This window comes from Schaalia sp. lx-100, assembly GCF_021083625.1.
Taxonomy (GTDB): Bacteria; Actinomycetota; Actinomycetes; order Actinomycetales; family Actinomycetaceae; genus Pauljensenia.
This window is the reverse complement of sequence record NZ_JAJNRP010000001.1, coordinates 206,245-232,762: the sequence shown is the minus strand read 5'-3', so window position 1 is coordinate 232,762 and position 26,518 is coordinate 206,245. Positions and strand designations below refer to the sequence as shown.

The 26,518-nt window shown below is 49.4% G+C and carries 21 protein-coding genes and 1 riboswitch; of the genes, 14 read left to right on the top strand and 7 right to left on the bottom strand.

The window, feature by feature from the left end:
* The first annotated feature begins 312 nt into the window (after nt 1-312).
* Both LRP54_RS00905 and LRP54_RS00900 read left to right on the top strand, forming a co-directional pair.
* Nucleotides 313-1,698, top strand: a complete 1,386-nt coding sequence (locus LRP54_RS00905; RefSeq protein WP_231234644.1) for a class II fumarate hydratase — start codon at nt 313-315, stop codon at nt 1,696-1,698.
* Between the two features lie 289 nt (nt 1,699-1,987).
* Nucleotides 1,988-2,260 carry a Sec-independent protein translocase subunit TatA/TatB gene (locus tag LRP54_RS00900; protein ID WP_231234643.1) on the top strand — a complete coding sequence of 91 codons (273 nt, stop codon included), beginning with the start codon at nt 1,988-1,990 and terminating at the stop codon, nt 2,258-2,260.
* Here LRP54_RS00900 and tatC read toward each other — a convergent pair.
* On the bottom strand, nt 2,178-2,960 hold the full coding sequence (gene tatC, locus LRP54_RS00895) for a twin-arginine translocase subunit TatC (RefSeq protein ID WP_231234642.1): 783 nt from the start codon (nt 2,958-2,960) through the stop codon (nt 2,178-2,180). The two genes, LRP54_RS00900 and tatC, sit on opposite strands and share 83 nt — an antisense overlap.
* 23 nt (nt 2,961-2,983) lie before the next feature.
* The gene (locus LRP54_RS00890) at nt 2,984-3,217 is read right to left on the bottom strand and encodes a twin-arginine translocase TatA/TatE family subunit (RefSeq protein ID WP_231234641.1); all 234 of its coding nucleotides are present in this window, start codon (nt 3,215-3,217) and stop codon (nt 2,984-2,986) included.
* Between the two features lie 118 nt (nt 3,218-3,335).
* On the opposite strand from LRP54_RS00890, the gene efeU reads away from it, so the two are divergent.
* The 3 genes from efeU to efeB are packed head-to-tail and all read left to right on the top strand — an operon-like array spanning nt 3,336 to nt 6,833.
* Nucleotides 3,336-4,226, top strand: a complete 891-nt coding sequence (gene efeU / locus LRP54_RS00885) for an iron uptake transporter permease EfeU (protein ID WP_231234640.1) — start codon at nt 3,336-3,338, stop codon at nt 4,224-4,226.
* A gap of 40 nt (nt 4,227-4,266) precedes the next feature.
* Nucleotides 4,267-5,463, top strand: coding sequence for an iron uptake system protein EfeO (gene efeO / locus LRP54_RS00880; RefSeq protein ID WP_231205451.1), 1,197 nt, complete (start codon nt 4,267-4,269; stop codon nt 5,461-5,463).
* Entirely contained in the window at nt 5,460-6,833 is a 1,374-nt protein-coding gene (gene efeB, locus LRP54_RS00875; protein WP_231234639.1) for an iron uptake transporter deferrochelatase/peroxidase subunit, read from the top strand. The genes efeO and efeB overlap by 4 nt, the downstream gene beginning before the upstream one ends.
* A 222-nt stretch (nt 6,834-7,055) precedes the next feature.
* Here the strand turns inward: efeB and LRP54_RS00870 are convergent, their stop codons facing one another.
* The 4 genes from LRP54_RS00870 to pta all read right to left on the bottom strand — a co-directional run bounded on the left by LRP54_RS00870 (nt 7,056) and on the right by pta (nt 12,667).
* Nucleotides 7,056-7,421 (bottom strand): hypothetical protein, encoded by a 366-nt coding sequence (locus LRP54_RS00870; protein ID WP_231205449.1) that lies wholly within the window; start codon nt 7,419-7,421, stop codon nt 7,056-7,058.
* A 118-nt stretch (nt 7,422-7,539) separates the two neighbouring features.
* Entirely contained in the window at nt 7,540-9,651 is a 2,112-nt protein-coding gene (locus LRP54_RS00865) for an NAD(+) synthase (protein ID WP_231234638.1), read from the bottom strand.
* Between the two features lie 219 nt (nt 9,652-9,870).
* On the bottom strand, nt 9,871-11,067 hold the full coding sequence (locus LRP54_RS00860) for an acetate/propionate family kinase (protein ID WP_231234685.1): 1,197 nt from the start codon (nt 11,065-11,067) through the stop codon (nt 9,871-9,873).
* 88 nt (nt 11,068-11,155) lie between these two features.
* Nucleotides 11,156-12,667, bottom strand: a complete 1,512-nt coding sequence (gene pta / locus LRP54_RS00855; RefSeq protein ID WP_231234684.1) for a phosphate acetyltransferase — start codon at nt 12,665-12,667, stop codon at nt 11,156-11,158.
* Nucleotides 12,668-12,812: 145 nt separating this feature from the next.
* Between pta and LRP54_RS00850 the strand changes: the two genes are divergently transcribed.
* The 6 genes from LRP54_RS00850 to LRP54_RS00825 all read left to right on the top strand — a co-directional run bounded on the left by LRP54_RS00850 (nt 12,813) and on the right by LRP54_RS00825 (nt 21,670).
* Nucleotides 12,813-13,112, top strand: a complete 300-nt coding sequence (locus tag LRP54_RS00850; protein ID WP_231234637.1) for a DUF3017 domain-containing protein — start codon at nt 12,813-12,815, stop codon at nt 13,110-13,112.
* Between the two features lie 140 nt (nt 13,113-13,252).
* A complete protein-coding gene (locus LRP54_RS00845) occupies nt 13,253-14,476 on the top strand; it encodes an NADP-dependent isocitrate dehydrogenase (protein ID WP_231234636.1) in 1,224 nt (407 codons plus the stop codon).
* Between the two features lie 205 nt (nt 14,477-14,681).
* Nucleotides 14,682-15,998 (top strand): dicarboxylate/amino acid:cation symporter, encoded by a 1,317-nt coding sequence (locus LRP54_RS00840; RefSeq protein WP_231205445.1) that lies wholly within the window; start codon nt 14,682-14,684, stop codon nt 15,996-15,998.
* A 217-nt stretch (nt 15,999-16,215) separates the two neighbouring features.
* Entirely contained in the window at nt 16,216-18,513 is a 2,298-nt protein-coding gene (locus LRP54_RS00835) for a 6-phosphofructokinase (RefSeq protein WP_231234635.1), read from the top strand.
* Between the two features lie 80 nt (nt 18,514-18,593).
* The gene (gene pgi, locus LRP54_RS00830; RefSeq protein ID WP_231205443.1) at nt 18,594-20,276 is read left to right on the top strand and encodes a glucose-6-phosphate isomerase; all 1,683 of its coding nucleotides are present in this window, start codon (nt 18,594-18,596) and stop codon (nt 20,274-20,276) included.
* Between the two features lie 404 nt (nt 20,277-20,680).
* Entirely contained in the window at nt 20,681-21,670 is a 990-nt protein-coding gene (locus tag LRP54_RS00825; RefSeq protein WP_231205442.1) for a malate dehydrogenase, read from the top strand.
* Nucleotides 21,671-21,764: 94 nt separating this feature from the next.
* Here LRP54_RS00825 and LRP54_RS00820 read toward each other — a convergent pair whose 3' ends face one another.
* A complete protein-coding gene (locus LRP54_RS00820; RefSeq protein ID WP_231234634.1) occupies nt 21,765-22,856 on the bottom strand; it encodes a cation diffusion facilitator family transporter in 1,092 nt (363 codons plus the stop codon).
* A 132-nt stretch (nt 22,857-22,988) separates the two neighbouring features.
* Here LRP54_RS00820 and purU point away from each other — a divergent pair, with 132 nt between their 5' ends.
* The 3 genes from purU (at nt 22,989) to LRP54_RS00805 (ending at nt 26,381) form a co-directional block, all read left to right on the top strand.
* Nucleotides 22,989-23,855, top strand: coding sequence for a formyltetrahydrofolate deformylase (purU, locus tag LRP54_RS00815; protein ID WP_231234633.1), 867 nt, complete (start codon nt 22,989-22,991; stop codon nt 23,853-23,855).
* Between the two features lie 187 nt (nt 23,856-24,042).
* Nucleotides 24,043-24,125, top strand: a riboswitch (ZMP/ZTP riboswitch).
* 64 nt (nt 24,126-24,189) lie between these two features.
* Nucleotides 24,190-25,479, top strand: a complete 1,290-nt coding sequence (gene glyA, locus LRP54_RS00810) for a serine hydroxymethyltransferase (protein WP_231234632.1) — start codon at nt 24,190-24,192, stop codon at nt 25,477-25,479.
* Entirely contained in the window at nt 25,476-26,381 is a 906-nt protein-coding gene (locus LRP54_RS00805; RefSeq protein WP_231205438.1) for a bifunctional methylenetetrahydrofolate dehydrogenase/methenyltetrahydrofolate cyclohydrolase, read from the top strand. Before glyA ends, LRP54_RS00805 begins: the two co-directional genes overlap by 4 nt.
* Nucleotides 26,382-26,518 lie beyond the last annotated feature (137 nt).

The window sequence follows — 26,518 nt, the reverse complement described above, 5'->3', positions numbered from 1 at the left end:
TTGTACACACCGTATGACGTAACTGGGGTAGGAGTGGGGACCCCTGTCCTCATTTGATACTTCCGCAGGAAAAAGGAAGCGAGGTGGGAGTGTTTTTCTTTGAGAATACTGGGATTTTCACGTGTGATGATAGGGAGAAAATTGGGAGGATATGAGGAAATACAAGTGTGTCATCGCGTGATATGTGACCCTCAGGCTCCGAATTAGTGATGAGGTGATTTTGCGTATATTCCGTAATTACATTCCACAGTTCTTTCTTATTTCGGTGACAATAGAGAGGACAAAGCTAGAACCCAATGATGTGGAGGACTTATGAGTGAATACCGTATCGAACATGACACTATGGGTGAAGTACGTGTCCCTATAGAAGCTCTCTACCGCGCTCAAACACAACGGGCAGTGGAAAACTTCCCCATTTCTGGTCAGCAATTAGCGCCACACCACATTGCCGCACTTGGACAAATTAAACGTGCGGCTGCCCTGGCTAATGCTGAACTTGGTGTTATCAGTCAAGACATCTGCGATGCCATTGTTTCTGCTGCTGAAAAAGTAATCGCCGGTGAAGTCAATGACCATTTCCCGATTGATATTTTCCAAACAGGTTCAGGCACCTCATCAAATATGAACACAAATGAGGTTATTGCCACCATAGCAACACGTGAATCAGGGCACGAAATACATCCGAATGACCACGTGAATGCCTCACAATCATCCAATGACGTATTCCCTAGCTCTATTCACATAGCTGCATACCAAGCTACCCTGGAAGTGCTTATTCCTGGGTTACGGACTCTGCATGATTCGTTGGAACAAAAAGCCACAGAATTTGCTGATGTCGTTAAATCTGGTCGTACGCACTTAATGGATGCAACGCCAATCACCCTTGGTCAAGAATTTTCTGGCTATGCGACACAGATTTCTAAAGGGATTGGTCGTATCGAGGCTGCCCTACCCAATCTTGCTGAATTGCCTTTGGGTGGAACTGCTGTAGGAACCGGAATCAATACGCCGACAGGGTTTTCTGCCCGAGTCATTGAGCTGATCGCTGAAAATACAGGTTTACCTTTACGTGAAGCTGAAAATCACTTTGAAGCACAAGCTGCTCAGGATTCTCTGGTGGAATTGTCAGGTGCCATGCGTACAGTGGCTGTTTCCTTGGTGAAAATTGCTAATGACCTGCGCTGGATGGGTTCTGGCCCGCGTACAGGTATTGGTGAAATTTTCTTGCCAGATTTGCAGCCGGGCTCATCAATCATGCCGGGTAAGGTGAATCCTGTTTTGCCAGAAGCAACTGTGCAAGTATGCGCACAAGTGATCGGTAATGATGCGGCTGTGGCCTTTGCTGGAGCGCAAGGCAACTTTGATTTGCTGGTGATGCTGCCGGTGATGGCTTCCAACATTTTAGAATCAGCATCAATTTTAGGGAATGTGTCGCAGGTTCTCGCGGCGCGTTGCATTGACGGTATTCAGGCAAATGAAGAACGATGCTTGCGTTTAGCGCAGTCTTCACCTTCTATTGTGACGCCTCTGAACCGTTTGATCGGTTATGAATCAGCTGCAAAGATCGCAAAACATTCAGTGAAACATGATTTAACTGTGCGTGAGGCGGCTATTGATTTGGGATTTGTTGAACGAGGTGAAATAACAGAAGAACAGCTTGATGCTGCTCTTGATGTGCGTACAATGACCGGTCAGTGACACTACGGATGATACGCATAAAGCCTTGATGCTACATAATTTTATTGAGTGGCTTTATCGTATCTGACGAGGTGAAATAACTCTACGGGTCTTGGTGACATATTGCTACCAAGGCCCGTATTGTATTTTGTGTCCTCTGATTATTTTCATTACGGCACGTACCTGTCAGAGATTTTTGGTATTGCTTTATACAAGCCAAGAGCAACTTGAGAGTCACGCAATGAAAGAAAAGAATAAAATACCGTGTAAATTTTACCTAGCGCACAGGTGAAGTCAGGAGCATGTATATATGGAATTCTTCGGCATTTCAGGAACAGAAGCTCTTGTGCTTGCATGTGTCGGATTAATTATCCTAGGGCCAAAAACAATGGTGAATGTTGCTCGTACCCTGCTCAAAGCTCGCTCTCGCCTTCAAGAATTTCAACAGGCGGCTCATGAACAAATGCAGACAGTGATTGAAGAAACGGAGCTACCGGATATTAGCGTTCCCCAAATTGACGTAATTTCTTTGTCAGAGCAGAAAAAAGAAGCCGACCACGCTGAGCCCACCACATTCGCGTAGCGCATATGCCAACAGCGCAGTAATACAGTCCAAGTAAAGCGAGTGATTGCACGATCATTGACCAGATATCTGGAAGCGGATTCGTAATAGCGGCAAAAGTGAAAGCTCCCATTACTGCCCATCGCCAGCCGCGAATGTATCCGCGAACAGAGACTATGTGTAGCGCATGTAAACCAATGATGACGAGAGGAAAGAGCGCACTGATTCCCATGACAACAGTCAATGTGATGACGAAAGTGATGTAAGAATCAATATCGAGTAGGGAACCGGCTCGTTCAGGTATTTCTGATAAAAGAATCCCAAGTAAACGGGGAAAGAAAAACCAGCCCAGCATTGCTCCGCCGGAAAATAAAATGACGCTTGCGCATGTTAAAGCGATGATGAGGCGACGGTGGTGGCGTTCCAAAGCGGGGGCGATAAAAAACCATACCTGTGCAAGCCACCAAGGGCTTGCACCTATGAGTCCAATCCAGGCAGAAACCGATAAGCGGAGAGTGAGCGGGGAAAGAACTGTCCGAAAATTTACTCCGTCATGATGTATGGGCTGGGTCTGGGCGGCAAAAATCTCATCGAGGGGCTTTACGAGCATCTCAAGCAAAAGGGGATATATGCACCAGCCAGCGATTGCTATAAGAGCAATACCCATTAAAGAGAGCAGGATGCGTTTGCGAAGCTCAAGTAAATGCTCCGTCAGGGGCATGAGACCTGTGGGGTTAGCAGAAATTAGTGTGTGCTTTCTGAAGGGGAAGGGTCTGTCTCTGTAGGTGGGACGGAAGGCGCAGCTTCAGATGTGATTTTTTCTACTTGAGGAGCATCTGAGGACGGCTCATCATCTTGAAGTTCTTTTTTCAGAATTTTTACTGATTGTCCTAGTGATTTCGCCAAATCAGGGAGTTTTTGTGCGCCAAAAATAATGAGGGCAACAAGTAGAAGGATAAAAAAATGTATGGGTCGCATATAAGTATTTCCTTATGAGGGAGGTTGAAACCTTAAAGCAATAAGGTTAGTCTAATCCACACTTTACAAAAAAGGATCATTACGTAAATATCTTTCTCTCGTTCTAGGAGGGTTAGCTGTGTTCCTAGCCAACTTTCTGATTGCCTTACGTGAAGGTGTTGAGGCATCTCTCATCGTCGGCATCATTTTGGCTTACCTAGCCAAAGTTGGACGTAAAGACCTGTTCCCACAGGTTGCTTTAGGCACCATCATTGCTGTCCTCGTTCCCTTGTCTTTAGGTGCCTATATGACCTGGGGACCTTATACCCTGAGCTTCGCTGCCCAAGAAATCATCGGCGGAGGACTTTCCTTAGTTGCCGTGGCAATGGTCACGTGGATGATTTTATGGATGAGTAAAAACTCGCACGCACTCACAGAAAAACTCCGAAGCGACACCAATGCGGCTCTTAAAACAGGGTCCACATGGGGCATCGTGTGGATTGCCGTTGTCGCCGTTGGACGCGAAGGAATCGAAACAGCCCTATTTGTCTGGGCCACAGTGAAATCTTCTGCAACAAACTCGGTCATTGACCCAACCTTGGGTGTACTCACCGGTCTTATCGTTGCAGTACTTATCGGTTGGGCAGTCTATACAGGTGCTGCTCGTATTAACCTCTCCCTTTTCTTTAATATCACAGGATTATTGTTAATCTTCGTGGCAGCCGGAGTCATGTCATACGGCATCGGTGACTTCCAAGAAGCCAATGTTCTGCCCGGCTGGGGAGTACCGATCTACGACTTCACGTACCTCGTTGACGGTTCCCTTGCCTCATGGCTGAACACATCAGCATGGTGGTGGGTCCTCCTTGAAGCCATGTTTAACCTCAATGCGGCCCCCACGCATCTTCAATTCTTCGCATGGCTTATCTACATCGTCAGTGTTTTACCCATTTTCCTCGTGCGTTCACGAATATGTTCACCTGCAGATCGTCCGTCTGCGGTGGCTCACAGCCACGCGGAAACAGCGTAAACACCACTACATCCCAAGAAAAATCTCACAAAGGAGAAACATGAAAATTTCACGTGTGAGCATTGCCGCTTCTACGGCAGGTGTTCTTGCTTTCACCCTCGCCGGTTGCGTGGCAAATAACCCTAGCGCAAATAATCAATCAGAAAAAGCAAATCCTTCCGCTTTGAGCGTAGCCATCAGCGATGACACATGTGTTGTGTCTGCAGCAACCGCCCCTTCAGGTGTCACCACATTCACCTTGACGAACAACGGCACAGTACGCAACGAATTTGAAATCCTCGCTGATGACAAACTCCGTATCGTCGGTGAACGTGAAAACCTTGGCCCCGGCACAACCGTCGAATACACCATCGCATTAGAACCTGGTACCTACTACACCGCATGTAAGAAGAATATGGTGGGTGCCCTCGTAGGAACCGCACAATTCACAGTCACTGACTCAGGCACAAAAGCTGAAGTCAGCGCTGATGAACAAAGCATGATTGATTCAGCTGTCACAAACTACACCGCTTACATCCGTGACCAAGCAGGACAACTCTTAGCTGAAACACAAAAATTCGCCGAAATCTACATCTCCGGTGCCACAGAAGCAGCAAAAGCAGCATATGCACCAACCCGCATGTACTACGAACGTATCGAACCGACCGCCGAAGCATTCGGTGACATCGACCCAGCCCTCGACCTACGCGAAGCTGACTTCCAAGAAGGCGAATCCGGTATGGACGAATGGACCGGCTGGCACCTCATCGAGAAAGACTTGTGGCGTCCCGAAGGCTATGAAGGCCTGAGCGAGGAACAACGCAAAGACACTGCCGGTAAACTCGTTGAAAATACTCAGCATCTGTACGATCTGGTCTATTCGGCAGAATTCTCTGTTTCACTTGACGACATCTCCAATGGTGCAATTGCGCTACTCGAAGAAGTAGCCACCAGCAAGATCACCGGTGAAGAAGAAGCCTTCTCACACACCGACCTATGGGACTTTGTCGCTAACGTCGAAGGTGCAAAAGTTGCCTACGGAAACGTTGAAACCCTAGCAAAGCAAAAAGATCCTGAACTGGCCAAGCGTATCCACGAAGCCTTTGAAGGAATGCAAGCTGAACTCGGTAAATACGTTGAAGGTGACGGATACGCCTCCTACGACACTGTTGATGACGCTGGTCGTAAAGCATTATCAGATAAGGTGAATGCTCTGCGTCTGCCTCTAGCTCAGCTGACGGCGGCGATCATCAAGTGAAAGAGCATCAGAATGCTTCACAGGGCACCCCGCGGGATCAAGAAAATCCTGCGGGGTTTCCCCCTGCTACAGGAAAAACAGAAGCCTCACACGAAACCACTGAAAAACCTCATGGCTTATCGCGGCGACAATTCCTTGGTTTAGCTGGACTTGGGGCATTAACCTTTGGTTTAGGAGGGGCATCAGGATTTGCTCTTGGACGGCAAGCAGGCGACAACATTGCCAGTGACGTGCTGCAGACCTCCTATCCTTTCCGAGGTAAACATCAGCAAGGGATTTTGACCCCAGCGCAGCAGCAAATGCATACAGCTGCTTTTGACCTGACCACAGATAGCCGTGATACCCTCATTGAACTGCTGCGTGACTGGACTTTAGCGGCAGAACGTATGACTCAAGGTGAACCGGTAGCAAATCACGCCACAAATCTTGAAGCTGCTCCACGTGACACGGGAGAAACCATTGGTGCAGGCCCTGCTGCTTTGACTATCAGTTTTGGAGTAGGACGTTCACTGTTCCTCACTGATGAAGGCGTTGATCGTTTCGGCTTAGCTGGCAAGCTTCCGCAAGTCCTCGAACAAGGAATTCCTCGCATGGCAGCTGAGAAACTGGATCCTCAGCGAGGTGGAGGTGACCTGATTATTCAAGCCTGCTCAGAAGACCCGATGGTGAACCTCCATGCCCTGCACAACCTCACGCGCATTGCTTTTGGACGCGCAACAATGCGGTGGACACAGTTGGGATATGGGCGTACTTCCTCGACTTCTTCCACGCAAAGAACACCACGTAACCTCTTTGGTTTCAAAGATGGAACATCAAATATTAAAGCTGAAGATTCCCCTGAAGAACTGAATACTCATTTGTGGATTCAGCCTGAAGACGACCAAGGATCATGGGCAGCAGGGGGCACGTACATGTGTACCCGCAAAATCAAAATGATGATGGAAGTCTGGGATGAACTCAGTCTTGGTGAGCAGCAACGCATTGTCGGACGAGACAAATTCCACGGGGCACCACTGTCTGGTGGGAAAGAATTCAGCGCCCCGGATTTTTCAGCTCAAGCAAATGGCAAACCTGTCATTGATCCCACTTCACATGTGGCATTGATGCACCCAACTAATAATTCAGGTAAACGAATGTTACGTCGCGGGTATAACTACCTTGAAGGCGTTGATTACCTTGGACGTTTGGAAGCTGGCTTGTTCTTCATTGCTTTTGTGCGTGATCCTGCAGTGAATTTCATACCTGTTTTGTCGCGTATGTCTGATGATTTACTGACAGAATACTTGCAACATATTGCGTCGGGTATGTATCTGATACTGCCTGGTGTACGTGAAGGTGATACTTACGTAGGAGAAACACTCTTGGCGTAATAGACCCTTTTTGTAAGCAATTAATCACGTGTTGTGCTGTGCGTTGAAAAACGCAGGTACAGCACGTGATGTTTTATAAGTTGAAGGATAAGTGCGCCCTGATGAGGAAAGCCCAGCCTGAGGAAAGCAGAGACTGAAGAAAGCAGGGACTGAAGAAAGCGCTGACGAAATAAAAATATGGCTTCAGCGTAAGCGCCGTGACTTATGACTTATCAACGCGCATTACACATGATTGGATGTCCACACCGCGACTTTATCAGCTAAAACCCACAGGACGCTCGCGACAAGTATGCCATTGAAAGGCAGGAAAACAGTCAAAGGATGAGCGGGCGCACACCATGCGAAAGCAGCGCACGCAACAGCGTGTATTCCCGTGAAAAAAGCATTAGCGCATAACAGCGGGCATGCAGCTCGATGACCGGCCTGCCAGATCTGCTCAGAGCTGCGCAACGCGCGACTCGGTAAAGCTAAACGCGAAGCAAAAGGCAAAGTTCCACGAAAAATATGGAAAATAATGTAGGCCAAAGCTCCGGTACACAGCAGGAAAAGTACGCTTCCCGCATAAGCGAAGAACAGAGTGAGTGACACGACAATGCCTTTCTATACGTCACAAATTTTACCGAGAAAATTTGCGAGAGTGCTCAGGTTTTAGCCTGCCATACTGCATATGGAGAGCTTTCCCCGGTGATTTGTCACATTTGTGACATTAATTTTCGATAAGGCCCGCCACAGCAGCATCCAGCTCAGCAACCCAATCCGCTCCCGATACATCTGAGGGCATACGCCAATCACCGCGAGGCGAAAGGGACCCGCCTGCCACAACCTTTGGCCCATTGGGCAGGGCACTCCGTTTGAATTGCTGACTAAAATAACGACTCAAGAACAAACGCTCCCAGCGCACAATAGTTGACAAATCGTAGGCAACTTTCTCTGAAGACGGGAAAGTAGCCGGCCAATTTCCTCGTGATATATCTGACCATGCATGATGAGCTAAAAAGGCAATCTTTGAAGGCCGTGCGCCTCGCCGTAAAATGTAAAAAAGGGTGAAATCCTGCAGATTGTACGGGCCGATTCGCTCTTGTGTTGATTGCATATGCCCATCTGAGGTCGCCGGAATAAGTTCCGGTGAAATCTCTTGATCCACAATTGACAAAAGAGCACGATTGACGCGCGCATCAAATTGATTGGATGAGGCCGCCCAACGAATAAGATGTTGGATCAAAGTTTTCGGAACCCCTGCATTTACCCCGTAATGACTCATATGGTCACCGACCCCATAGGTACACCATCCTAAGGCGAGTTCAGATAAGTCACCTGTGCCAAGGACAATACCGCCATGGTGATTAGCTAAGCGAAATAAATAATCAGTGCGCAGGCCAGCTTGAACATTTTCAAATGTCACATCATAAAGGTCAGTGCCGTGAGCATAGGGATGTTTCATATCAGCTAGCATTTGACGGGCAGCGGGACGAATGTCGATCTCCTCAAAAGAAACCCCAAGGGAACGACCAAGTTCCCAGGCTTTCGCGAGGGTTTCAGGACTGGTTGCAAAGCCAGGCATGGTGTAGGCCAAAATATCGGTCCGAGGCCGTTTGAGCTGGTCCATCGCATGTGCTGCAACAATGAGGGCATGGGTTGAATCAAGCCCGCCCGATACGCCGATCACGAGCTTTGGTTGTCCTATTGCACGCAGACGCTGCGCGAGGGCAGTTACTTGAATGTTGTAGGCCTCATAGCAATCATGGTCGAGTCGCTGTGGGTCATTAGGTACAAATGGGAAACGATCAACAACACGTTCAAAACCAATATCCTCACGTGGAGGAGTAAGTGACACCTGCACGCGGACCGGGGAAAAATCTGTAGGCGTATGCCCGTTTACGGCAAGAAAATCAGCATTATCTTGGAAAGTACCTTGACGGCTACGTTCTGTGCGGAGGCGGTCCAGATCAATGTCAGCAGTGATAATATGCGTGTCTTGTATGAAACGTGGTCCCTGCGCTAAAAGATCTCCGGCCTCATAAATTACCGTGTGACCATCCCACGTGAGATCCGTTGAGGACTCACCTAAGCCAGCTGCGGCATATATATAGGCGGCGTTGAGTCGGGCTGAGGCACTTCGTGTGTACAGATCACGGTCATCGGCTCTGCCTACTGTTGTGGGGGAAGCAGAAAGATTTGCTAAGACAGTTGCCCCATGTAGTGCTGCTATAGAAGCAGGGGAGACGGGAACCCACATATCTTCACAAATCTCAACTCCGAGTGTGAATCCAGGTATATCGGTTGCCTCAATAAGTGTGGGGCCAAAAGGAACAAAGAGACGATCAGATTCAGCGAGATTGTCAGCATCTGACAGGTCGCATGCCCAAGGTGTGATATCAATGTGTCGAGGTGTGTGAGGTCCTAGAGTAGCGAAATACCGTTTTTCGTAGAATTCACGATAGTTCGGTAAGTGTGTTTTCGGAATCACTGCGAGGACACGGCCACGATGGAAAATAACAGCACAGTTGTAAATTCGGTGAAAGTGTCGCAGTGGCGCGCCAACGACAAGTAGGGGAGCCATATCAGTGGTTGCTTGACGGAGTGTTTGCAGGGCTTTTTCCACATTGTCAAGGAGCACATCTTGTAAGAAAAGGTCGTCGAGCGAATATCCACTGACGGATAATTCAGGGAATACGGCTACACTCACACCATGTTCGTGACATTGCCTGGCAGCGCTTATGATTTCTTCAACATTCTTGTGCGGGCAAGCAGGATGCACAGGGAATGAGATTGCGGCAACACGAGCAAAACCTTGGTCGTAGATGTTGAAAAAATTCATGGTGACTCCTGTTGCGAGTGTGCGCTGATCTTCAGGTGGAAGTGTACGTGCATATGTGAGTGTCTTCTACTGAAAGATTCACAGATGAGTAGGGCTGTCCTTCCAGCGCGACAGGTCCGTGTCGGTATCGGTAAAACACGAAATTGAGAAAGAATATGGGGTCTGACCCTGAAAGCCAGACCCCATAAGGTGTGAGAAATACCCTTGAATATATGAGGGTCAGACTAGGCTGAGTGCCTGCTGTGCAATCGCATATTCTTCATTTGTTGGGACAACCATGACACGCACAGAAGATTCCGGTGTGGAAATAGTGACGGCTGTATCGTGGCGGGCATTATTTGCTGCCTCATCAAGGAAAACACCAAAAGGTGCGAGGCGTTCAATAATTTCAGCGCGTAAATTGGTGTCGTTTTCTCCGATTCCTGCGGTGAATGTGAGGACATCAAGGCCACCAAGTTCAGCGGTATAGGAACCAATGTATTTCACGATACGGGTGATATACACATCTAATGCCACGCGTGCGCGGCGACGTGTTTGTTCATCGTCGCTGGTAGTCATGGCGCGGACAGCACGCATATCATTTTCGCCGGTTAAGCCTTTCAAACCGGATTTCTTGTTGAAAAGCGTATCGAGTTCTTCTGCTGACCAGCCGGTTTGACGTTGCAAATGGAAAACAACAGCAGGGTCAATATCACCGGTACGGGTACCCATAACTAGGCCTTCTAATGGTGTCAGACCCATAGATGTGTCGATAGCGTGCCCATTTTTGATTGCTGACACAGAAGCGCCATTGCCGAGGTGAAGGACAATCTGACGTAAATCATCGCGTTCAAGTAGGTGTGACACGCTCTGAGAAACGTACTGATGGCTGGTGCCATGAGCTCCATAACGGCGAATAGAGTATTTTTCCGCTACATCACGGTCAAGGGCGTAAGTCGCAGTTTCTTCGGGGAGACTCTGGAAGAAAGCTGTGTCAAAAACAGCGACATGAGGAACATCTGGCATGAGGTCGCGTGCCACATCAATGCCTTTAAGGTGCGCAGGATTATGCAGGGGAGCAAGCGCGCATAGGTCGTGAATGAGGGTGCGCACATCGTCAGTAATTAAAGTGGGTCCATCAAAGTAACGGCCACCTTGTACAACGCGGTGTCCAACTGCGACGATATGTGCTTCGGATAAACGTGGGCCGACCTCGTCAAAAAGACGAAGAACTTCACGCATTCCTACTTCGTGATCTGCGATAGGGGCATTCACTTCAGTGGTATTGCTATCGTATTTGTGGACGATATGGCCTTCTGATTCGCCAATACGCTCAACGAGGCCTTTTGCATATGCTTGGCCAGTTTGCGGATCAACAAGTTGGTACTTAATGGAGGACGAACCTGAGTTTATGACTAGGACAGTTTGTTTCACGATAAATGGGCCTTTCCATAAATGAAAATGAGATGAGTGTGAGGCTGGATTATGTACAACTGATAAAAGCTATACGTGCTGCGCTGACATATTACGAGGCGTTGTTTGAGTTTTGTGCTTGGACAGCTGTCAAAGCAACAGTATTCACAATATCTTCCACAAGGGCGCCGCGTGACAAGTCATTCACTGGTTTATTTAATCCTTGCAAGATTGGGCCAACAGCAACTGCGCCAGATGAACGTTGAACAGCTTTGTACCCAATATTTCCTGCGTTAAGAGAGGGGAATACGAATACGGTAGCGTGGCCTGCAACTGTGGAATGCGGCAGTTTTGTGGCAGCCACAGCTTCATCAACAGATGCGTCGAATTGGATAGGGCCTTCGATTGCGAGTTCGGGGGCCTTTTCTTGAGCAATGCGGGTTGCTTCAGCAACGGCTTCCACATCTACGCCAGAACCGGAGGTCCCTGTGGAATAGGACAGCATCGCAACTTTTGGTTCGATACCGAATTGGCGAGCTGTATATGCAGAGGAAATTGCGATATCTGCAAGTTGTTCAGGCGTGGGGTTGGGATTTACTGCGCAGTCACCGAAAGCCCACACGCGATCAGCCATGAGCATGAGGAAAATTGAGGAGACAATCGATACGCCCGGTGCTGTCTTGATAATTTGGAATGAAGGAACAATGGTGTGAGCAGTCGTATGGGCTGCACCTGAAACCATGCCATCGGCATCTCCCATATGTACCATCATCGTGCCAAAGTAGGATACGTCACGTACCTTCTCGCGAGCCTGCTCGATGGTAATGCCTTTCTTTTGACGCAGACGCGCAAATTCAGCGGCATACTTTTCGTGAAGCACAGGATCGTCCACAGCGACAATGCTAGCCGCAGAAACATCAACACCGAGCTGTTCGCTGCGCTGACGGATAGCTACTTCGTCGCCAACAAGGATGATGTCAGCAATGCCGCGTTGAAGTACTTCTGCTGCTGCTTTGAGGACACGATCATCTTCTGGTTCGGGTAGGACAATGCGTTTACGATCTGAACGAGCACGATCAACAAGATTTGCTTGGAAGGTCAGTGGTGTAACTGCTGATGGAGGGGTGAGGCCTGTCAAAGTAGCTCGTGACTCATCGGTGAGCGGCAGGGAGAGTATGTGTACATCGTCCACTGAAACTGCTTGAGCCATTGCTGCAGGTAAGAGGACGGCGCTGAGTTGCGCATGATGTTTTTGTGCGCGCATACGTGCTGTGCGAATTTCTGCGGCAACAAGGTCGGCAGAATACCCTTCGGTGTCTAAAGCCAAGATGACATGTGCCTGTGTTGCTGCAGCTAAATTAAGACTCCAGTCGAATGTGTCAAAGAGGTGTAGTGCAACGTCGGCTACACCCTCGATAAGTACATATTCACTGTCGCATGCGCGTACAGCTTCTACGGCGAGGGGAAGTGCGCGTTCAGGCGAAGCGGCTGCACTGGTAAGGTCTGTGCCTGCAAAGGCGCTCATGCGGCTGAGCGGCGCTGCAGCAGAGAGGCATTGAGCGAGGTCGTCGGCGGCTCGGGTGGTGTGTATACCTTCCGGGGCGATAACGAGGAAACGGGAAATCACGGATGCTCCTTCGTATACGTGCGACATATGTGTGCAACGGTGGTGGCCGGAATTGGTCACTTCCTTAATGGTATCTGTGCTTGTGGCCCACACGTGCAGAAAATAGTGTGAAGCGCGGCTCGTCCATGCTAGGGTCCGAAAGGTGAATGAGCAAAAAAGATCGCGTTTTTCTGCTTATGCCGCTTGGCTTGAGCGTGCTACTCGCATAGTGACTGTTCTGTGGTTATGTGTCTTTCTTGTTCTCATTGTGACGAATCATCCTCATCGCGCGGTTTTATTATTAGCGGGTTTTTCATTGTTTTATGCCTGTGTACGCGCTATTTTTCCCGGTAGGCCATGGTTTGCTTCGCGGGGGCGTTTTTTTGATTGTGCGTTGTGGATTCTTGTAGCTGTGGCGTGTTGGTGGTTTGCGCCGTGGACTGCCACCGTTGGGGTGGGATAGTCACGTATGAAAGGGGGTTTTCCCAGCTTTTTGTTTGTAAATTGCCCAATAAGGCATACATAGGCCTGACATATATCTTGATATCGAGTAATCTGGGGATTGAGATTGTCAATCGTGACATATTTTATAAAGGAGTGCTCATGTCAAAGATCAAAGTTGCAGGGCCAGTCGTTGAACTCGATGGCGATGAAATGACTCGAATTATGTGGCAATTTATTAAAGAACGCTTGATCTACCCCTACCTTGATATTGACCTTCGCTACTATGATCTGTCAGTACAAAACAGGGACGCCACCGACGACCAAGTGACAATCGACTCCGCATACGCCATTAAAGAACACGGCGTAGGCGTCAAATGCGCAACCATTACTCCTGACGAAGCGCGTGTAGAAGAATTCGGCTTGAAAAAAATGTGGAAAAGCCCTAACGGAACTATCCGCAATATCCTTGGCGGCGTTATTTTCCGTGAACCAATCATCATCTCTAACATTCCACGCCTAGTCCCGCACTGGACAAAACCCATCGTCATTGGACGTCACGCCTTTGGTGACCAATACAAAGCAACAGATCTGACCCTTCCCGGAGCCGGCACATTGACCCTGACCTTCACACCCGAGGACGGTTCAGAACCCATAGAACACGAAATTATCCGCGTCCCCAAAGACGGCGGTGTAGCGATGGGAATGTACAACTTCAACGAATCCATCGCTGATTTTGCGCGCGCCTCTTTTGCCTACGGATTACAACGAGGCTATCCGGTGTATCTCTCAACAAAAAACACGATCCTTAAAGCCTATGATGGAGCTTTTAAGGATACTTTTGCCCGTGTATTTGAAGAAGAATACAAAGAACAATTCGATGCCGCAGGACTTACATACGAGCATCGACTTATTGACGACATGGTGGCATGTAGTTTACGGTGGCCCGGCGGTTACGTGTGGGCCTGTAAGAACTACGACGGCGACGTTCAATCCGACACGGTAGCACAAGGCTTTGGGTCCCTCGGATTAATGACATCAGTGCTGATGAGCCCTGACGGTCGTACGATGGAAGCCGAAGCCGCACATGGCACTGTTACCCGACACTATCGTCGTCATCAAAAAGGTGAACCCACCTCTACCAATCCGATTGCATCAATTTTTGCATGGACCCGCGCACTGGAACACCGAGGAAAACTTGACGGAACACCTGAAGTCATCGGTTTTGCGCAAGCAATGGAAAAAGTAATCATTCGCACTGTAGAAAAAGGACAGATGACGAAAGACCTCGCACGCCTCATCAGCGCAGAATCTCCCTGGCTGACAACCGAAGAATTCCTCCATGTCCTCGATGAAAATATGCAGGAATACAGCAAGAAACACTGAAAGAAACAAAGGGACGGTCATATCCATAAAGAAATGGCCGTCCCTTTACCTATACATGTACTTCACAACTCATCAAGAATGGTAAAGGGTAAGCAGGGCCAATCTGCTACCCCAGAAAGTCCATATGCTGATACGTTCTCCGGTAAAACCTCATCAAAAGGCAGTCTTTAAGCGACCCTTCCTCTACAACACAAGGAAAATAGGTATGCGTAAGTTTATGGAAAAGAGTGGCATCCTCGTATGGGTGCTTGTCGCAATTGTTCTGGCTCTTGTCCTTGGCTCACTCCGCATTGGCGATCAGCACATCATTCCTGAAACACTCGGTCGTTTCTTCTCGACATTCTCTGCGATTTTCAGCCAATTCCTTGGCTTCTCAATTCCGCTCATCATCATTGGGCTTGTTACCCCAGCTATCGCAGATCTTGGTAAAGGCGCAGGTAAATGGCTAGGCATTACAGCGGCAATCGCCTACGGATCCACCCTATTTGCAGGATTTCTTACCTACCTTGCGTGTGCAACCATATTCCCACACGTCCTTGGATCTTCACTTGCTGACGCGAAAGAACCAGGTAGTGCTCTCGCATCGTACTTTGTTGTCCAGATGCCGCCAGTCATGGATGTTATGACAGCGTTACTCCTATCATTCATCATCGGCATCGGTCTTTCATTCGTTCCCAGAGGCGTCCTACGCAAAGGAGTGATCGAATTACGAGCCATCATCACGCGCCTCATTGAAAAAGTAATTGTCCCCCTGTTGCCATTGCATATTTTCGGCATCTTCTTAAACTTCACCTACACAGGTGAAGCATGGGGCATTATGCGCAACATGCTCAGCGTGGTTGTCATCGTTCTTATTCTTGAACTCGTCATCCTTTTGACGCAGTACTTTGTTGCCGGAGCCATCGCACGGAAGAATCCTTTCACATCACTGCTTACTATGCTCCCGGCATACTTCACCGCTTTGGGAACATCATCATCTGCAGCAACAATTCCGGTAACACTGCGCCAAGCACGTAAATTAGGTGTCTCACAACCAGTAGCATCCTTCACGATCCCTCTGTGCGCCACCATTCACCTGGCCGGATCCACCTCAAAGATTTTTGCTTTCGCTTTCGCAATTGTCTACACCCACGGAATGACAATCACAGCAGCTCAATGGGTAGGTTTTGTTTTCATGCTCGGCATTACGATGGTTGCCGCCCCCGGCGTGCCTGGCGGAGCAATCATGGCCTCCACAGGCTTGCTTGCCTCAATGCTAGGCTTCGATGAATCCGCTGTTGCATTGATGATTGCTACCTACATTGCCCTCGACTCTTTCGGTACGGCAACCAATGTCACAGGTGATGCTGCGATTTCACTGGTTGTTGACAAGCTCGCCGGAGGACACCTTGGCAGCGAAGCCGACCCAGAAAATGCGCGTGAACTTGCATTTGATGGAATGGCTTACCTGGATAAAGTGTCAGTAGAAGGAGTCGTCACCCCAGAAGAACGTGCCCAAAGCGCGCTCACCTCTCAGGTATAAACCCCTGAATTCTTGAAAAGAATTGGCTCGCTGACTGCGTGAAATCCTGCAGTCAGCGAGCCATATTTATAGAGTAATCTGTATAACTGTCTGCTATTTACTTTCACGCAAGGAGAACATGTGAAAAAGTCACATATGCTGTTCTCACACATGCGTGCACGTACTATCGCAGACTTCCTTACCCTATCCAGACCAGATGTATGGAACGGAAAAACTTATGGAACACACTACTGATTGCGACGAACAGCAAGGTATGACACCTCGCATAGGTGTCCTTACCTCAGGCGGTGACGCTCAAGGAATGAATGCTGCGGTACGTGCCGTTGTGCGAACCGCACTTGCCCGAGGCGTTCAACCGTACGCGATCCTTGAAGGATGGTCAGGTGCTGTCAACGGTGGTGACTCCATTAAACGCATGGGATGGTCAGATGCCTCAGGGATTCTCTCCCAAGGGGGAACTGTTATCGGAACAGCGCGTTGCCCAGAATTTCGTGAATACTGGGGCCGCCACGCTGCGGCTCTGCACCTGTTAGAACACGGGATTGATCGCCTAGTTGTCATCGGAGGGGACGGTTCCCTTTCAGGCACCAACGAATTCCGTGAAGAATGGTCACAGCATGTGCGTGAACTCGTTGAGGAAGGACACATCAGCCAAGAGATCGCAGATGCGCACCCTATTTTGCATGTCGTTGGACTTGTCGGTTCTATCGACAACGACATGGTAGGTACCGATATGACGATCGGCGCAGATACCGCATTACATCGAATTCTTGATGCCATTGACCAGATTTCCTCTACCGCCGCTTCGCATCAGCGCACATTTATTGTTGAGGTGATGGGACGACACTGCGGTTACCTACCTTTAATGGCGGCTGTCGCTGGCGGGGCTGACTATGTTTTTACTCCTGAAAATCCAGCAGGACCCGGCTGGGAAGACGACATGGCAACCAAACTACGTTTAGGACGCGAAGCAGGTCGTCGTGAATCTATTGTTCTGGTTGCAGAAGGTGCCACAGACCGCGAAGGAAATGCTCTGACAACGGCCCATATTGCGCACGCATTAAAAGAACGAACAGGCGAAGATGCGCGTATCACGATTTTGGGGCACGTACAGCGCGGCGGCTCACCTTCAGCATATGACCGTTGGATGTCAACCTTGCTGGGGTATGCAGCGGTCCAAGAAATCTTAGATAACGATACGCATACACAGGCACGTATTCTAGGGGTGCGACGCAACCGAATTACTCGTCTACCCCTGATGAAAGCAGTAACCGATACGCGCGGAGTGAAAGATTTAGTTGCTGCAGGAGATTTCTCAGGCGCTCAAGCTGCCCGTGGATCTTCTTTCAAAACAATGGTGCGAATTAACGAAATTCTTTCTTCACCTCCGCAACTCATATCCCCACCTCAGGATCATCCTCGTCGAATTGCAATCCTGCACGCTGGCGGTCTAGCCCCAGGGATGAATACGGCCGCCCGTGTTGCGGTTCGTCTGGGTATTGCGCGCGGATGGACCATGCTTGGCGTTGAAGGTTCTTGGGCTGGTTTAGCTGATGGCCAAGTGCGTGAATTGTCATGGGGAGATGTTGAAGGCTGGGCTTTCCAAGGAGGCGCAGAACTGGGCACTCGCCGTCCCGTGCCCTCAGTAGAACAGTTCTATGCACTTGGACGGGCAATTGAAAAACATGAAATTGATGCGCTCATGGTGATCGGCGGGCTCAACGCCTACCTTGCTGTCCATGCGATGAACGCAGAAAGAGATCGTTACCCTGCTTTTTGTTTACCAATCGTTTTGATACCGGCAACGATAGACAATAACTTGCCCGGGTCAGAACTGTCGATTGGCGCCGACACCGCACTCAATAATGCTATATGGGCACTGGACCGTATTAAAGAATCGGCTGCCGCTTCTAAACGCTGTTTCGTTGCTCGACTGATGGGACGGCGCTGCGGCTACCTTACACTGATGTCTGGTATCGCCACGGGAGCTGAATACGCTTACCTTAATGAACAGCCCGTGGCATTGGCAGATATTGATAAAGACGCACGTAAACTTCGTGAATCTTTCCAAGAAGGACGGCGTCTTTTCTTAGTTGTAGTCAATGAAGCCAATGATCCGCACTATGATTCAGAATTCTTGGCAACTGCTTTTGAAGCCGAAGGTCAAGGCATCTACGATGTGCGTCATGCGGCACTAGGACATTTACAACAAGGCGGAGCGCCCAGCGCTTTTGACCGCCTACTTGCCACACGCCTTGTTGATTGCGGCATAGAGGAAATAGCTGACCAGATAGCTTCGGGTCGCGCGCGTCACGTGTATGTCGGGCAAGTAGAAGGCGGTATGGATGTGCGACCGGTAGAACGCATGTCTGATGACCTCGATATGAAGAATCGTCGTCCTGTTACTCAATGGTGGGCGGAATTACGACCTGTTTTAACAACCGTATCCTTTAAAGATCCTGATGTGAATGTGCAACCAGTGACAATTGTGGATGCAGCTGATTTAGCCCACTAACACGAGCAGGACACATGCGAATCATGTGGACCTGATTTACCGACCACGTAATCGAAAACCATAGAAGAAAAAGGAAAACTATGAGTGACCTCGTTCCACTTGACCCCACAATGACATCTGCGTGGGAAAACCTCGATAAAGCAGCCGATACATTTGAACCGGATTTGCGTGCGTGGTTTGCTGCTGAACCTGACCGTGCGCAGCAGTGGACCCGTACAGCTGGTGATCTGGTCGTTGATCTGTCAAAGAACCTCATTACTCATGAAATCATGACAGAACTACTGGCATTAGCTGAACAAACGAAGGTGTACGAATTACGTGATGCCATGTACTCCGGTGTTCACATTAACACCACGGAAGATCGTGCAGTCTTACATACGGCTTTACGCCGCCCAGCGAATGACACATTAGAAGTGGACGGACAGAATGCTATTGCAGATGTCCACGATGTTTTAGAGCGCGTGCACGATTTTGCCGAACGAGTACGTTCAGGGCAATGGACAGGTATCACAGGCAAGCCTGTGCGTACCGTAGTAAATGTGGGGATCGGCGGATCTGATCTTGGGCCAGTTATGGCATATGAGGCATTGAAACCATACGTTCGTGAAGGTTTGGAATGTCGTTTCATATCGAATATTGATCCAACTGATGCTGGTGAAGTAACAAAAGACCTTGACCCTGAAACCACTCTGGTTATCGTGGCCTCAAAGACTTTCACCACTTTGGAAACTATTACGAATGCGCGTGTAGTGCGCGAGTGGTTCCTTAACGCACTGCGTGAACGTAACATTATTGCCACAGGTGATACGCCCGCAGAAAAAGAAGCAATTTCACGTCATTTCGTTGCCGTATCAACAGCTTTAGATAAGGTCGCTGAATTTGGTATTGACCCGAAGAATGCTTTTGGATTCTGGAATTGGGTAGGCGGCCGCTATTCAGTTGATTCTGCTGTTGGCACCTCACTGGCTATCGCTATTGGCCCGCAGGCTTTTGCGGAGTTCTTACGCGGTTTCCATGTAATGGACTGTCATTTTGCTCAGGCGGAGCCAGAACATAATGTCCCGTTGCTCATGGGCTTATTGAATGTGTGGTACTCCAATTTCCTTGGAGCAGATACCCACGCTGTTTTGCCATATTCGCAGTATCTGCATCGTTTCCCCGCATATTTGCAGCAGCTCACCATGGAATCAAATGGGAAATCTGTGCGCCGCGACGGTGCTCCTGTGACTTACGATACCGGTGAGATTTTCTGGGGTGAACCGGGAACAAATGGTCAACATGCGTTCTATCAGCTTATCCATCAGGGCTCACGTATGGTCCCAGCAGATTTCATTGCTTTTGCACGCCCAACATGGCCTTTGCGTGACGGTGAAGCGGATATGCATGAGCTTTTCCTGTCGAATTTCTTGGCGCAAACAAAGGCTCTGGCTTTTGGTAAGACCAGTGAAGAAGTGCGAGCTGAAGGCACTGCGGAACACATCGTGTCGGCACGTGTTTTTACAGGTAACCGTCCAACGACCTCCATTATGGCTGCTGAATTGAATCCGTCAGTTCTGGGTCAGCTCATTGCTTTATATGAGCACATCACATTTGTGCAGGGAGCAGTGTGGGGCTTGGATAGCTTTGACCAGTGGGGTGTGGAACTTGGGAAAGTACTTGCAAAGCAAATCATGCCAGCAATTGCTGGGGATGAAGCTGCGTTAGCTGCTCAGGATTCGTCTACCCGCGCGCTGATTGAGTTTTACCGGGCGCATCGTTCCTAAGTGATAGTTCTCAGCGTTTATACCATCGCTGAGAACAAGGGCGTATCCCATGAGGTTACGCGATGCTACAGAGAGCGAGTACTCTGTGGATCGTTGAACCTCATGGGATTTTCCTATGTAGTGCAGGAGCAATGAAAGTAGTATCCCCTGAGTGCAGGGCTTGTGTGAAAAGAATCCTCTGTAGCTCATGCAGATACATGCACAACATGTATGAGGCGTGTGCCACACGCTTTCTTTTGGTGAAAATATGAGCAACGGCATAAAAATATGGATTTGGGACTGCAGGCATAGGAAAAAATCTGCAGAAACGCCTACGCTTAACATTGTCAGCTTGAATTCACCTGAGGGAACATTACAGCCGCAATATGCGTGCCGCTTGTTCCCCAATTAAGGAGCAAATAGATATGTCACAACCTCGTATTGTCACCGTAACTGGTGCTGCTGGCAATATTGGCTATGCACTGCTTTTCCGCATCGCTTCTGGAGCGGTTTTTGGTCCGGATGTTCCAGTGAAACTGAATCTGCTGGAAATTCCTCAGGGCGCAAAAGCTGCTGAAGGTACCGCAATGGAACTGGATGACTGCGCATTCCCATTGCTCGCAGGCGTAGACATTTACACAGATGCTCATGCAGCATTTGAAGGAACAAATGCCGCATTCCTTGTGGGTGCTATGCCCCGTCGTCAAGGTATGGAACGCGCAGATCTTCTGGAAGCAAACGCCGGTATTTTCGGCCCGCAAGGAGCCGCTATTAACGCTGGTGCTGCTGACGACGTGCGTGTTTTGGTTGTCGGCAACCCTGCAAATACAAATGCGACTATTGCCGCGAATGCTGCTCCAGATGTCCCTGCTTCGCGTTTCACTGCGATGATGCGTCTGGATCATAACCGCGCGATTTCTCAGCTTGCTCGCAAAACAGGTGCTCCTGTTGCTGATATTAAGAACCTCGTGGTGTGGGGTAACCACTCTGCCGATCAGTACCCTGACGTGTCATGGGCAACTGTTGGTGGCACAGCCGCATCAGAATTGGTGGATGAAGCATGGCTGTCTGAAGAATTCCGTCCGGTTGTCGCTAAGCGTGGCGCTGCAATTATTGAGGCGCGCGGCGCTTCTTCAGCTGCTTCAGCAGCGGGCGCAGCAATTGACCACATGCATGACTGGGTGTTAGGCACACCTGAAGGCGAATGGACCACATCAGCAGTGATGATGGATGGCAGCCACTATGGTGTGCCGGCTGGTCTGTGCTTCGGTATGCCAGTAACCTCTAACGGTGGCGAATGGCAGATCGTTGAGGGCCTGGAAATTTCTGAGGCTTCACGCGCAGGCATTGACCACAATATTGCTGCTCTGCAGGAAGAATACGACGCTGTGAAGGCTTTGGGTTTCATTAAGTAACGTTTTCGTCGCTGCATACTTTCTGTGGGCCATACGATGCTGTACGCATCGTATGGCCCACCACACTATGTCTAGCTTCATTTATGCGCACAGACTATGCATGCAGAGGTTTTTCATGCTCAGCATGTGTGAGGCCTTCAATTTGAATAGTAGAATGCGTGATCGTCAGTGGGAAATGACTGAAAGTACACTCTTGCAAAGTATGGAGGATAGTGTCACGCTCAGCGGCACTGAGTTTTTCATCAACACTGACATGAGCGGTCAAAGCTACGATTCCTGTCGCAATCACTGACACATGCATGTCATGGATAGCTTGTACTCCCTCAATTGAAAGAAAATGCTGACGTAGTTCACCCAGATTTAATTCTTGCGGCGTGTGCTCCAATAAAATAGTGACGCAGCGACGCAAGAGCGATAAGGCGCGAGGACCCATTAAAGCTGCAATAACGAGGGAAGCTACAGCATCAGCTGCCCACCATCCCACATAAATGCTCAAAACAGCGGCCACAATAACAGCGAAAGACCCGAGCGCGTCATTGAGGACTTCAAGGAAAGCGCCCCTCATATTGAGTGAATCGTGTCGGCCCCCTGTTAAAATAATCAACGCAATAATATTCGCTATCAGACCAGTAATGCCAAGGACTGACATTACAAGGCCATTAACGGGCGTGGGGGATAGTAAACGCGGAATCGCTTCCCACGCAACACCTACACAAACAGCGAAAAGCATACCCGCTTGCAGTGCCGTCGCTAGGATTTCAGATCGCGCCCACCCCCATGTGTGACGGTCTGAACGGGGTTTTTGAGCTAAAAAAGTTGCGATAAGAGCAATAAGGAGCCCTGAGGAATCCACAGCCATATGCGCGGCATCTGCTGCTAAAGATAAAGAACCTGACAGGGATGAGGCAATGATCTCAGCCAGGAAAACACTTAAAGTGATACCGAGGGCAAGGCTGAGACGAATTGTGGAGGATACGCCCTGCACATGATTGTGTTCATGGTTATGTGAATGCTGGTGAGCGTGGGCTGATGTGTGTGGGCGCGGAGAAGAAGTCGTGCGCTGATGGAGTTCTCGGCGTGAAGGAAATAAGGGAGCGTGTGTATGCGTTGCGTCTGTGGAAGGAATACAGGGGTTCTGAGGGTGTGTTAAATCCTGTGGCAGGTTTTCAGAATCTGTAGAAGCCATTCCTTAAACATACCCGTGAGGGGTATTGAAATCAATGCTGGAATCCTCAGCTCAAAATACCTGCCCAGCAATGATGCTCATGTTTATGGGCCTGTATGACGTGAAAGTAGTGGAAGCGTTACCCTAATGTGCATGACTGACACAACTTCGCAGCGTATTAAACTGGTTGTCACTCTTTCGTGCCCTGACCAGCCAGGTATTGTCCATGCAGTGACAGGTGTGATGACCGGGAATGGATGCAATATTATCCAGTCCCAGCAATTTGGTGACCCTGATTCAGGCCTGTTTTTTATGCGCGTGGAGGTTGATTCCCCTGTCGGTCGTGAACCTGTGGAAACTGGACTAACTGAAGTAGCAGAGCGTTTTGGTGCCCAGTGGAATGTAGATGAACTGGGACGCCCTTTACGTACGGTCATTATGGTGTCGCGTGAGGGACATTGCCTGCAAGATTTACTGTACCGTCAACGCACTCAAGGGCTACCGATTGATGTAGTGGCAGTTGTGGGTAATCACCCGGATTTAGCGCCTGTCGCTCAATTTTACGGGATTCCTTTCCTTCTGGTCCCCGTCACGCCGGAAAGCAAAGCGCAAGCTGAACAACGACTCCTTGACCTTGTTGATGCTGAAAAGGTTGAGCTTGTTGTTTTGGCGCGATATATGCAGATTATTTCCGAACGCGTATGCGAAGTAATGGCAGGCCGGATCATTAATATTCATCATTCTTTCCTGCCAAGTTTCAAAGGTGCTCGGCCATATGCGCAGGCTCATGATCGCGGTGTGAAACTGATTGGTGCAACCGCCCATTACGTAACGCCGGATCTTGACGAAGGGCCAATCATTGAACAGGATGTGACCCGAGTATCTCACGCTGATTCTACTTACGACATGGTGGCTTTAGGGCAGGACGTGGAACGTCGTGTACTGGCTCAAGCTGTGCGTTGGCATAGTGAACACCGCGTGCTGCTGGATGGGGCGCGTACGGTAGTTTTTTCACGCTAACTCGACAATTCATTCGCCCTTCGTAAGCAGGTCAAGTCACGTATTGTGCGCTTATATGCGCGTAGCCCACTCCGTTTCACTTGCTTTCAGAGGGCCATTGTTCCCTGTGTGAATGTGGTGGATTTCCTGCTAGGAGTGTCCGGATTTTCTGGAGAGAAACCACATGGTAGTGCTATCTGCGCTAAGCTGAACAAGTCGTGACTGGCGCACAGGTGGGGGACCACCGGGGAGCGATTATGGAGGTCGTGGCCGCCCGCCTGGGCCTGACTCCGTGGTAGTAAGTACATGTACTACCGCTAGTGAAAGACAGCACTGACAACGCATAGGAGATCACATGGATCGTCTGAACGACCTTACTTTGGCTGAACTTGACCCCGAAATTCGTGCGGTCCTGGACCAGGAACTTCAACGGCAACGCTCGACATTAGAAATGATTGCCTCAGAAAACTTTGTTCCACGCGCTGTTTTAGAAGCGCAAGGCTCAGTCCTCACCAATAAATATGCGGAAGGCTACCCAGGTCGTCGTTACTATGGCGGATGTGAATTTGTTGACATAGCAGAAAATCTCGCAATCGAACGAGCAAAACAAGTCTTTGGTGCAGATTACGTGAATGTGCAGCCTCATGCGGGTGCTCAAGCAAATGCTGCTGCTCTGATGGCAATGGCAAATGTTGGCGATACAATCCTTGGTTTGTCTTTAGCTCACGGCGGTCATTTGACGCACGGGATGAGAATTAATTTCTCAGGGAAAAACTACAATGCGCTCGCCTATGAAGTTGACCGTGAAACCATGCGTATTGAACCTGAAGCAGTACGTGAAGTAGCTGTACGTGAACGCCCGCGAGTCATTATTGCTGGATGGTCTGCGTATCCTCGTCATTTAGATTTCCAAGCATTCCGTGATATTGCTGATGAGGTAGGGGCTGCTTTATGGGTGGATATGGCTCATTTTGCTGGTCTTGTTGCTGCAGGTTTGCATCCAAATCCGGTGCCTTTTGCAGATATCACCACGACAACTGTTCATAAGACACTGGCTGGTCCACGTTCAGGTATGATCCTTTCCTCACGCGGGGAACAATGGGGCAAGAAACTAAATTCCGCCGTATTCCCAGGCCAGCAAGGCGGTCCATTAATGCATGCGATTGCAGCGAAAGCTATCGCAATGAAGATCGCTCAGACCGAAGAATTCCGTGATCGTCAGCGTCGTACTTTGGAAGGTGCGCAGATCATCGCGCAGCGTCTGAATGAACCGGATGCTCAAGCGGCGGGGATACGCCTTGTAACCGGTGGTACAGACGTGCACTTGGTTTTGGTGGATCTTGTTCGCTCTCAGTTGGACGGGAAAGCAGCAGAGGACCTCTTACATGCGGTTGGTATCACAGTGAATCGTAATGCGGTTCCTTTCGATCCTCGTCCTGCGATGACCACATCTGGTTTGCGTATTGGTACTCCCGCATTGGCGACTCGCGGATTTGATGCGCAAGACTTCGCAGAGGTTGCTGACATCATTGCGACTGCGCTGGTACAAGGGGCATCAGGGGTATCTGTCGATGTTGATGCTTTGCGTGCACGTGTGGGGCGTTTGACTGATAAACACCCCTTGTATGCGGGTCTTAATCAATGAGGGCGCCTTGGGTAGGTCCAGCACGTCTCCTTGACGGAGTAAAGGTGGCCTCAGCAATAAAAAATGAGCTTAGTCAGCGCGTAGGCCTCCTGCATGAACGCGGTGTTGCTCCTGGTCTTGGCACTATTTTGGTAGGTGAAGATCCAGGTTCGGTTGCATATGTTGCGGGGAAACATCGTGACTGTTCTGAAGTGGGTATTGAATCAATACGCGTGGATTTACCAGCCGATGCATCGCAAGGTGATATTGAGGCGGCAATAGATCAATTGAATGAGGATCCCTCATGCACGGGATACATTGTTCAATTACCTTTGCCTAGGGGTATTGATACGAATGCTGTGCTGGAACGTATTGATCCAGCAAAGGACGCGGATGGCTTACATCCGATGAATCTTGGCCGTTTGGTGTTGCGCGCAAATGAACCGATTGATTCTCCGTTGCCCTGTACTCCACGTGCTGTCATTGAGTTGATGGAACGCCACGGGATTACTTTGGACGGTAAAAATGTCTGTGTCATTGGGCGTGGCGTGACGGTGGGGCGTTCTATTGGCCTGCTGCTGACACGTCGCGCAGTGAATGCGACGGTGACGTTGTGCCATACGGGGACACGTGATCTTGCGGGCCATGTGCGTCAGGCGGATGTGGTTGTTGCTGCTGCGGGTTTTGCAGGACTAGTGAAACCGGATATGGTGAAACCGGGTGCGGTAGTTTTAGATGTCGGCGTTTCACGCGTGTATGACGAGGCCACAGGGAAATCGCGTTTGCATGGTGATGTTGCTGATGGGGTAGATGAAGTTGCTTCGTGGCTTTCACCAAATCCTGGTGGAGTGGGACCGATGACTCGTGCGCTTTTGCTGATGAACGTGGTTGAAGCTGCTGAACGTCAGGTAGCAATGCGCTGAGCGTATCTGTTTTCTTTGGGGGCATGGTGTAGATTGCACTGTGCCCCCAAAATATGTGCAGATTGCACTTATGATGTACTGAATGACAGCTGGTATAGCATGCGTATGCCCTTTGCTGGCTGAGAAAATATAGGACA

Excerpts from the sequence above, each read along its gene's own strand:
- LRP54_RS00905 (WP_231234644.1), top strand. The coding sequence starts at position 313 with ATGAGTGAATACCGTATCGAACATGACACTATGGGTGAAGTACGTGTC.
- LRP54_RS00900 (WP_231234643.1), top strand. The coding sequence starts at position 1,988 with ATGGAATTCTTCGGCATTTCAGGAACAGAAGCTCTTGTGCTTGCATGT.
- tatC (WP_231234642.1), bottom strand. The coding sequence starts at position 2,960 with ATGCCCCTGACGGAGCATTTACTTGAGCTTCGCAAACGCATCCTGCTC.
- LRP54_RS00890 (WP_231234641.1), bottom strand. The coding sequence starts at position 3,217 with ATGCGACCCATACATTTTTTTATCCTTCTACTTGTTGCCCTCATTATT.
- efeO (WP_231205451.1), top strand. The coding sequence starts at position 4,267 with ATGAAAATTTCACGTGTGAGCATTGCCGCTTCTACGGCAGGTGTTCTT.
- LRP54_RS00865 (WP_231234638.1), bottom strand. The coding sequence starts at position 9,651 with ATGAATTTTTTCAACATCTACGACCAAGGTTTTGCTCGTGTTGCCGCA.
- LRP54_RS00845 (WP_231234636.1), top strand. The coding sequence starts at position 13,253 with ATGTCAAAGATCAAAGTTGCAGGGCCAGTCGTTGAACTCGATGGCGAT.
- LRP54_RS00840 (WP_231205445.1), top strand. The coding sequence starts at position 14,682 with ATGCGTAAGTTTATGGAAAAGAGTGGCATCCTCGTATGGGTGCTTGTC.
- LRP54_RS00835 (WP_231234635.1), top strand. The coding sequence starts at position 16,216 with ATGGAACACACTACTGATTGCGACGAACAGCAAGGTATGACACCTCGC.
- pgi (WP_231205443.1), top strand. The coding sequence starts at position 18,594 with ATGAGTGACCTCGTTCCACTTGACCCCACAATGACATCTGCGTGGGAA.
- LRP54_RS00825 (WP_231205442.1), top strand. The coding sequence starts at position 20,681 with ATGTCACAACCTCGTATTGTCACCGTAACTGGTGCTGCTGGCAATATT.
- LRP54_RS00820 (WP_231234634.1), bottom strand. The coding sequence starts at position 22,856 with ATGGCTTCTACAGATTCTGAAAACCTGCCACAGGATTTAACACACCCT.
- purU (WP_231234633.1), top strand. The coding sequence starts at position 22,989 with ATGACTGACACAACTTCGCAGCGTATTAAACTGGTTGTCACTCTTTCG.
- glyA (WP_231234632.1), top strand. The coding sequence starts at position 24,190 with ATGGATCGTCTGAACGACCTTACTTTGGCTGAACTTGACCCCGAAATT.
- LRP54_RS00805 (WP_231205438.1), top strand. The coding sequence starts at position 25,476 with ATGAGGGCGCCTTGGGTAGGTCCAGCACGTCTCCTTGACGGAGTAAAG.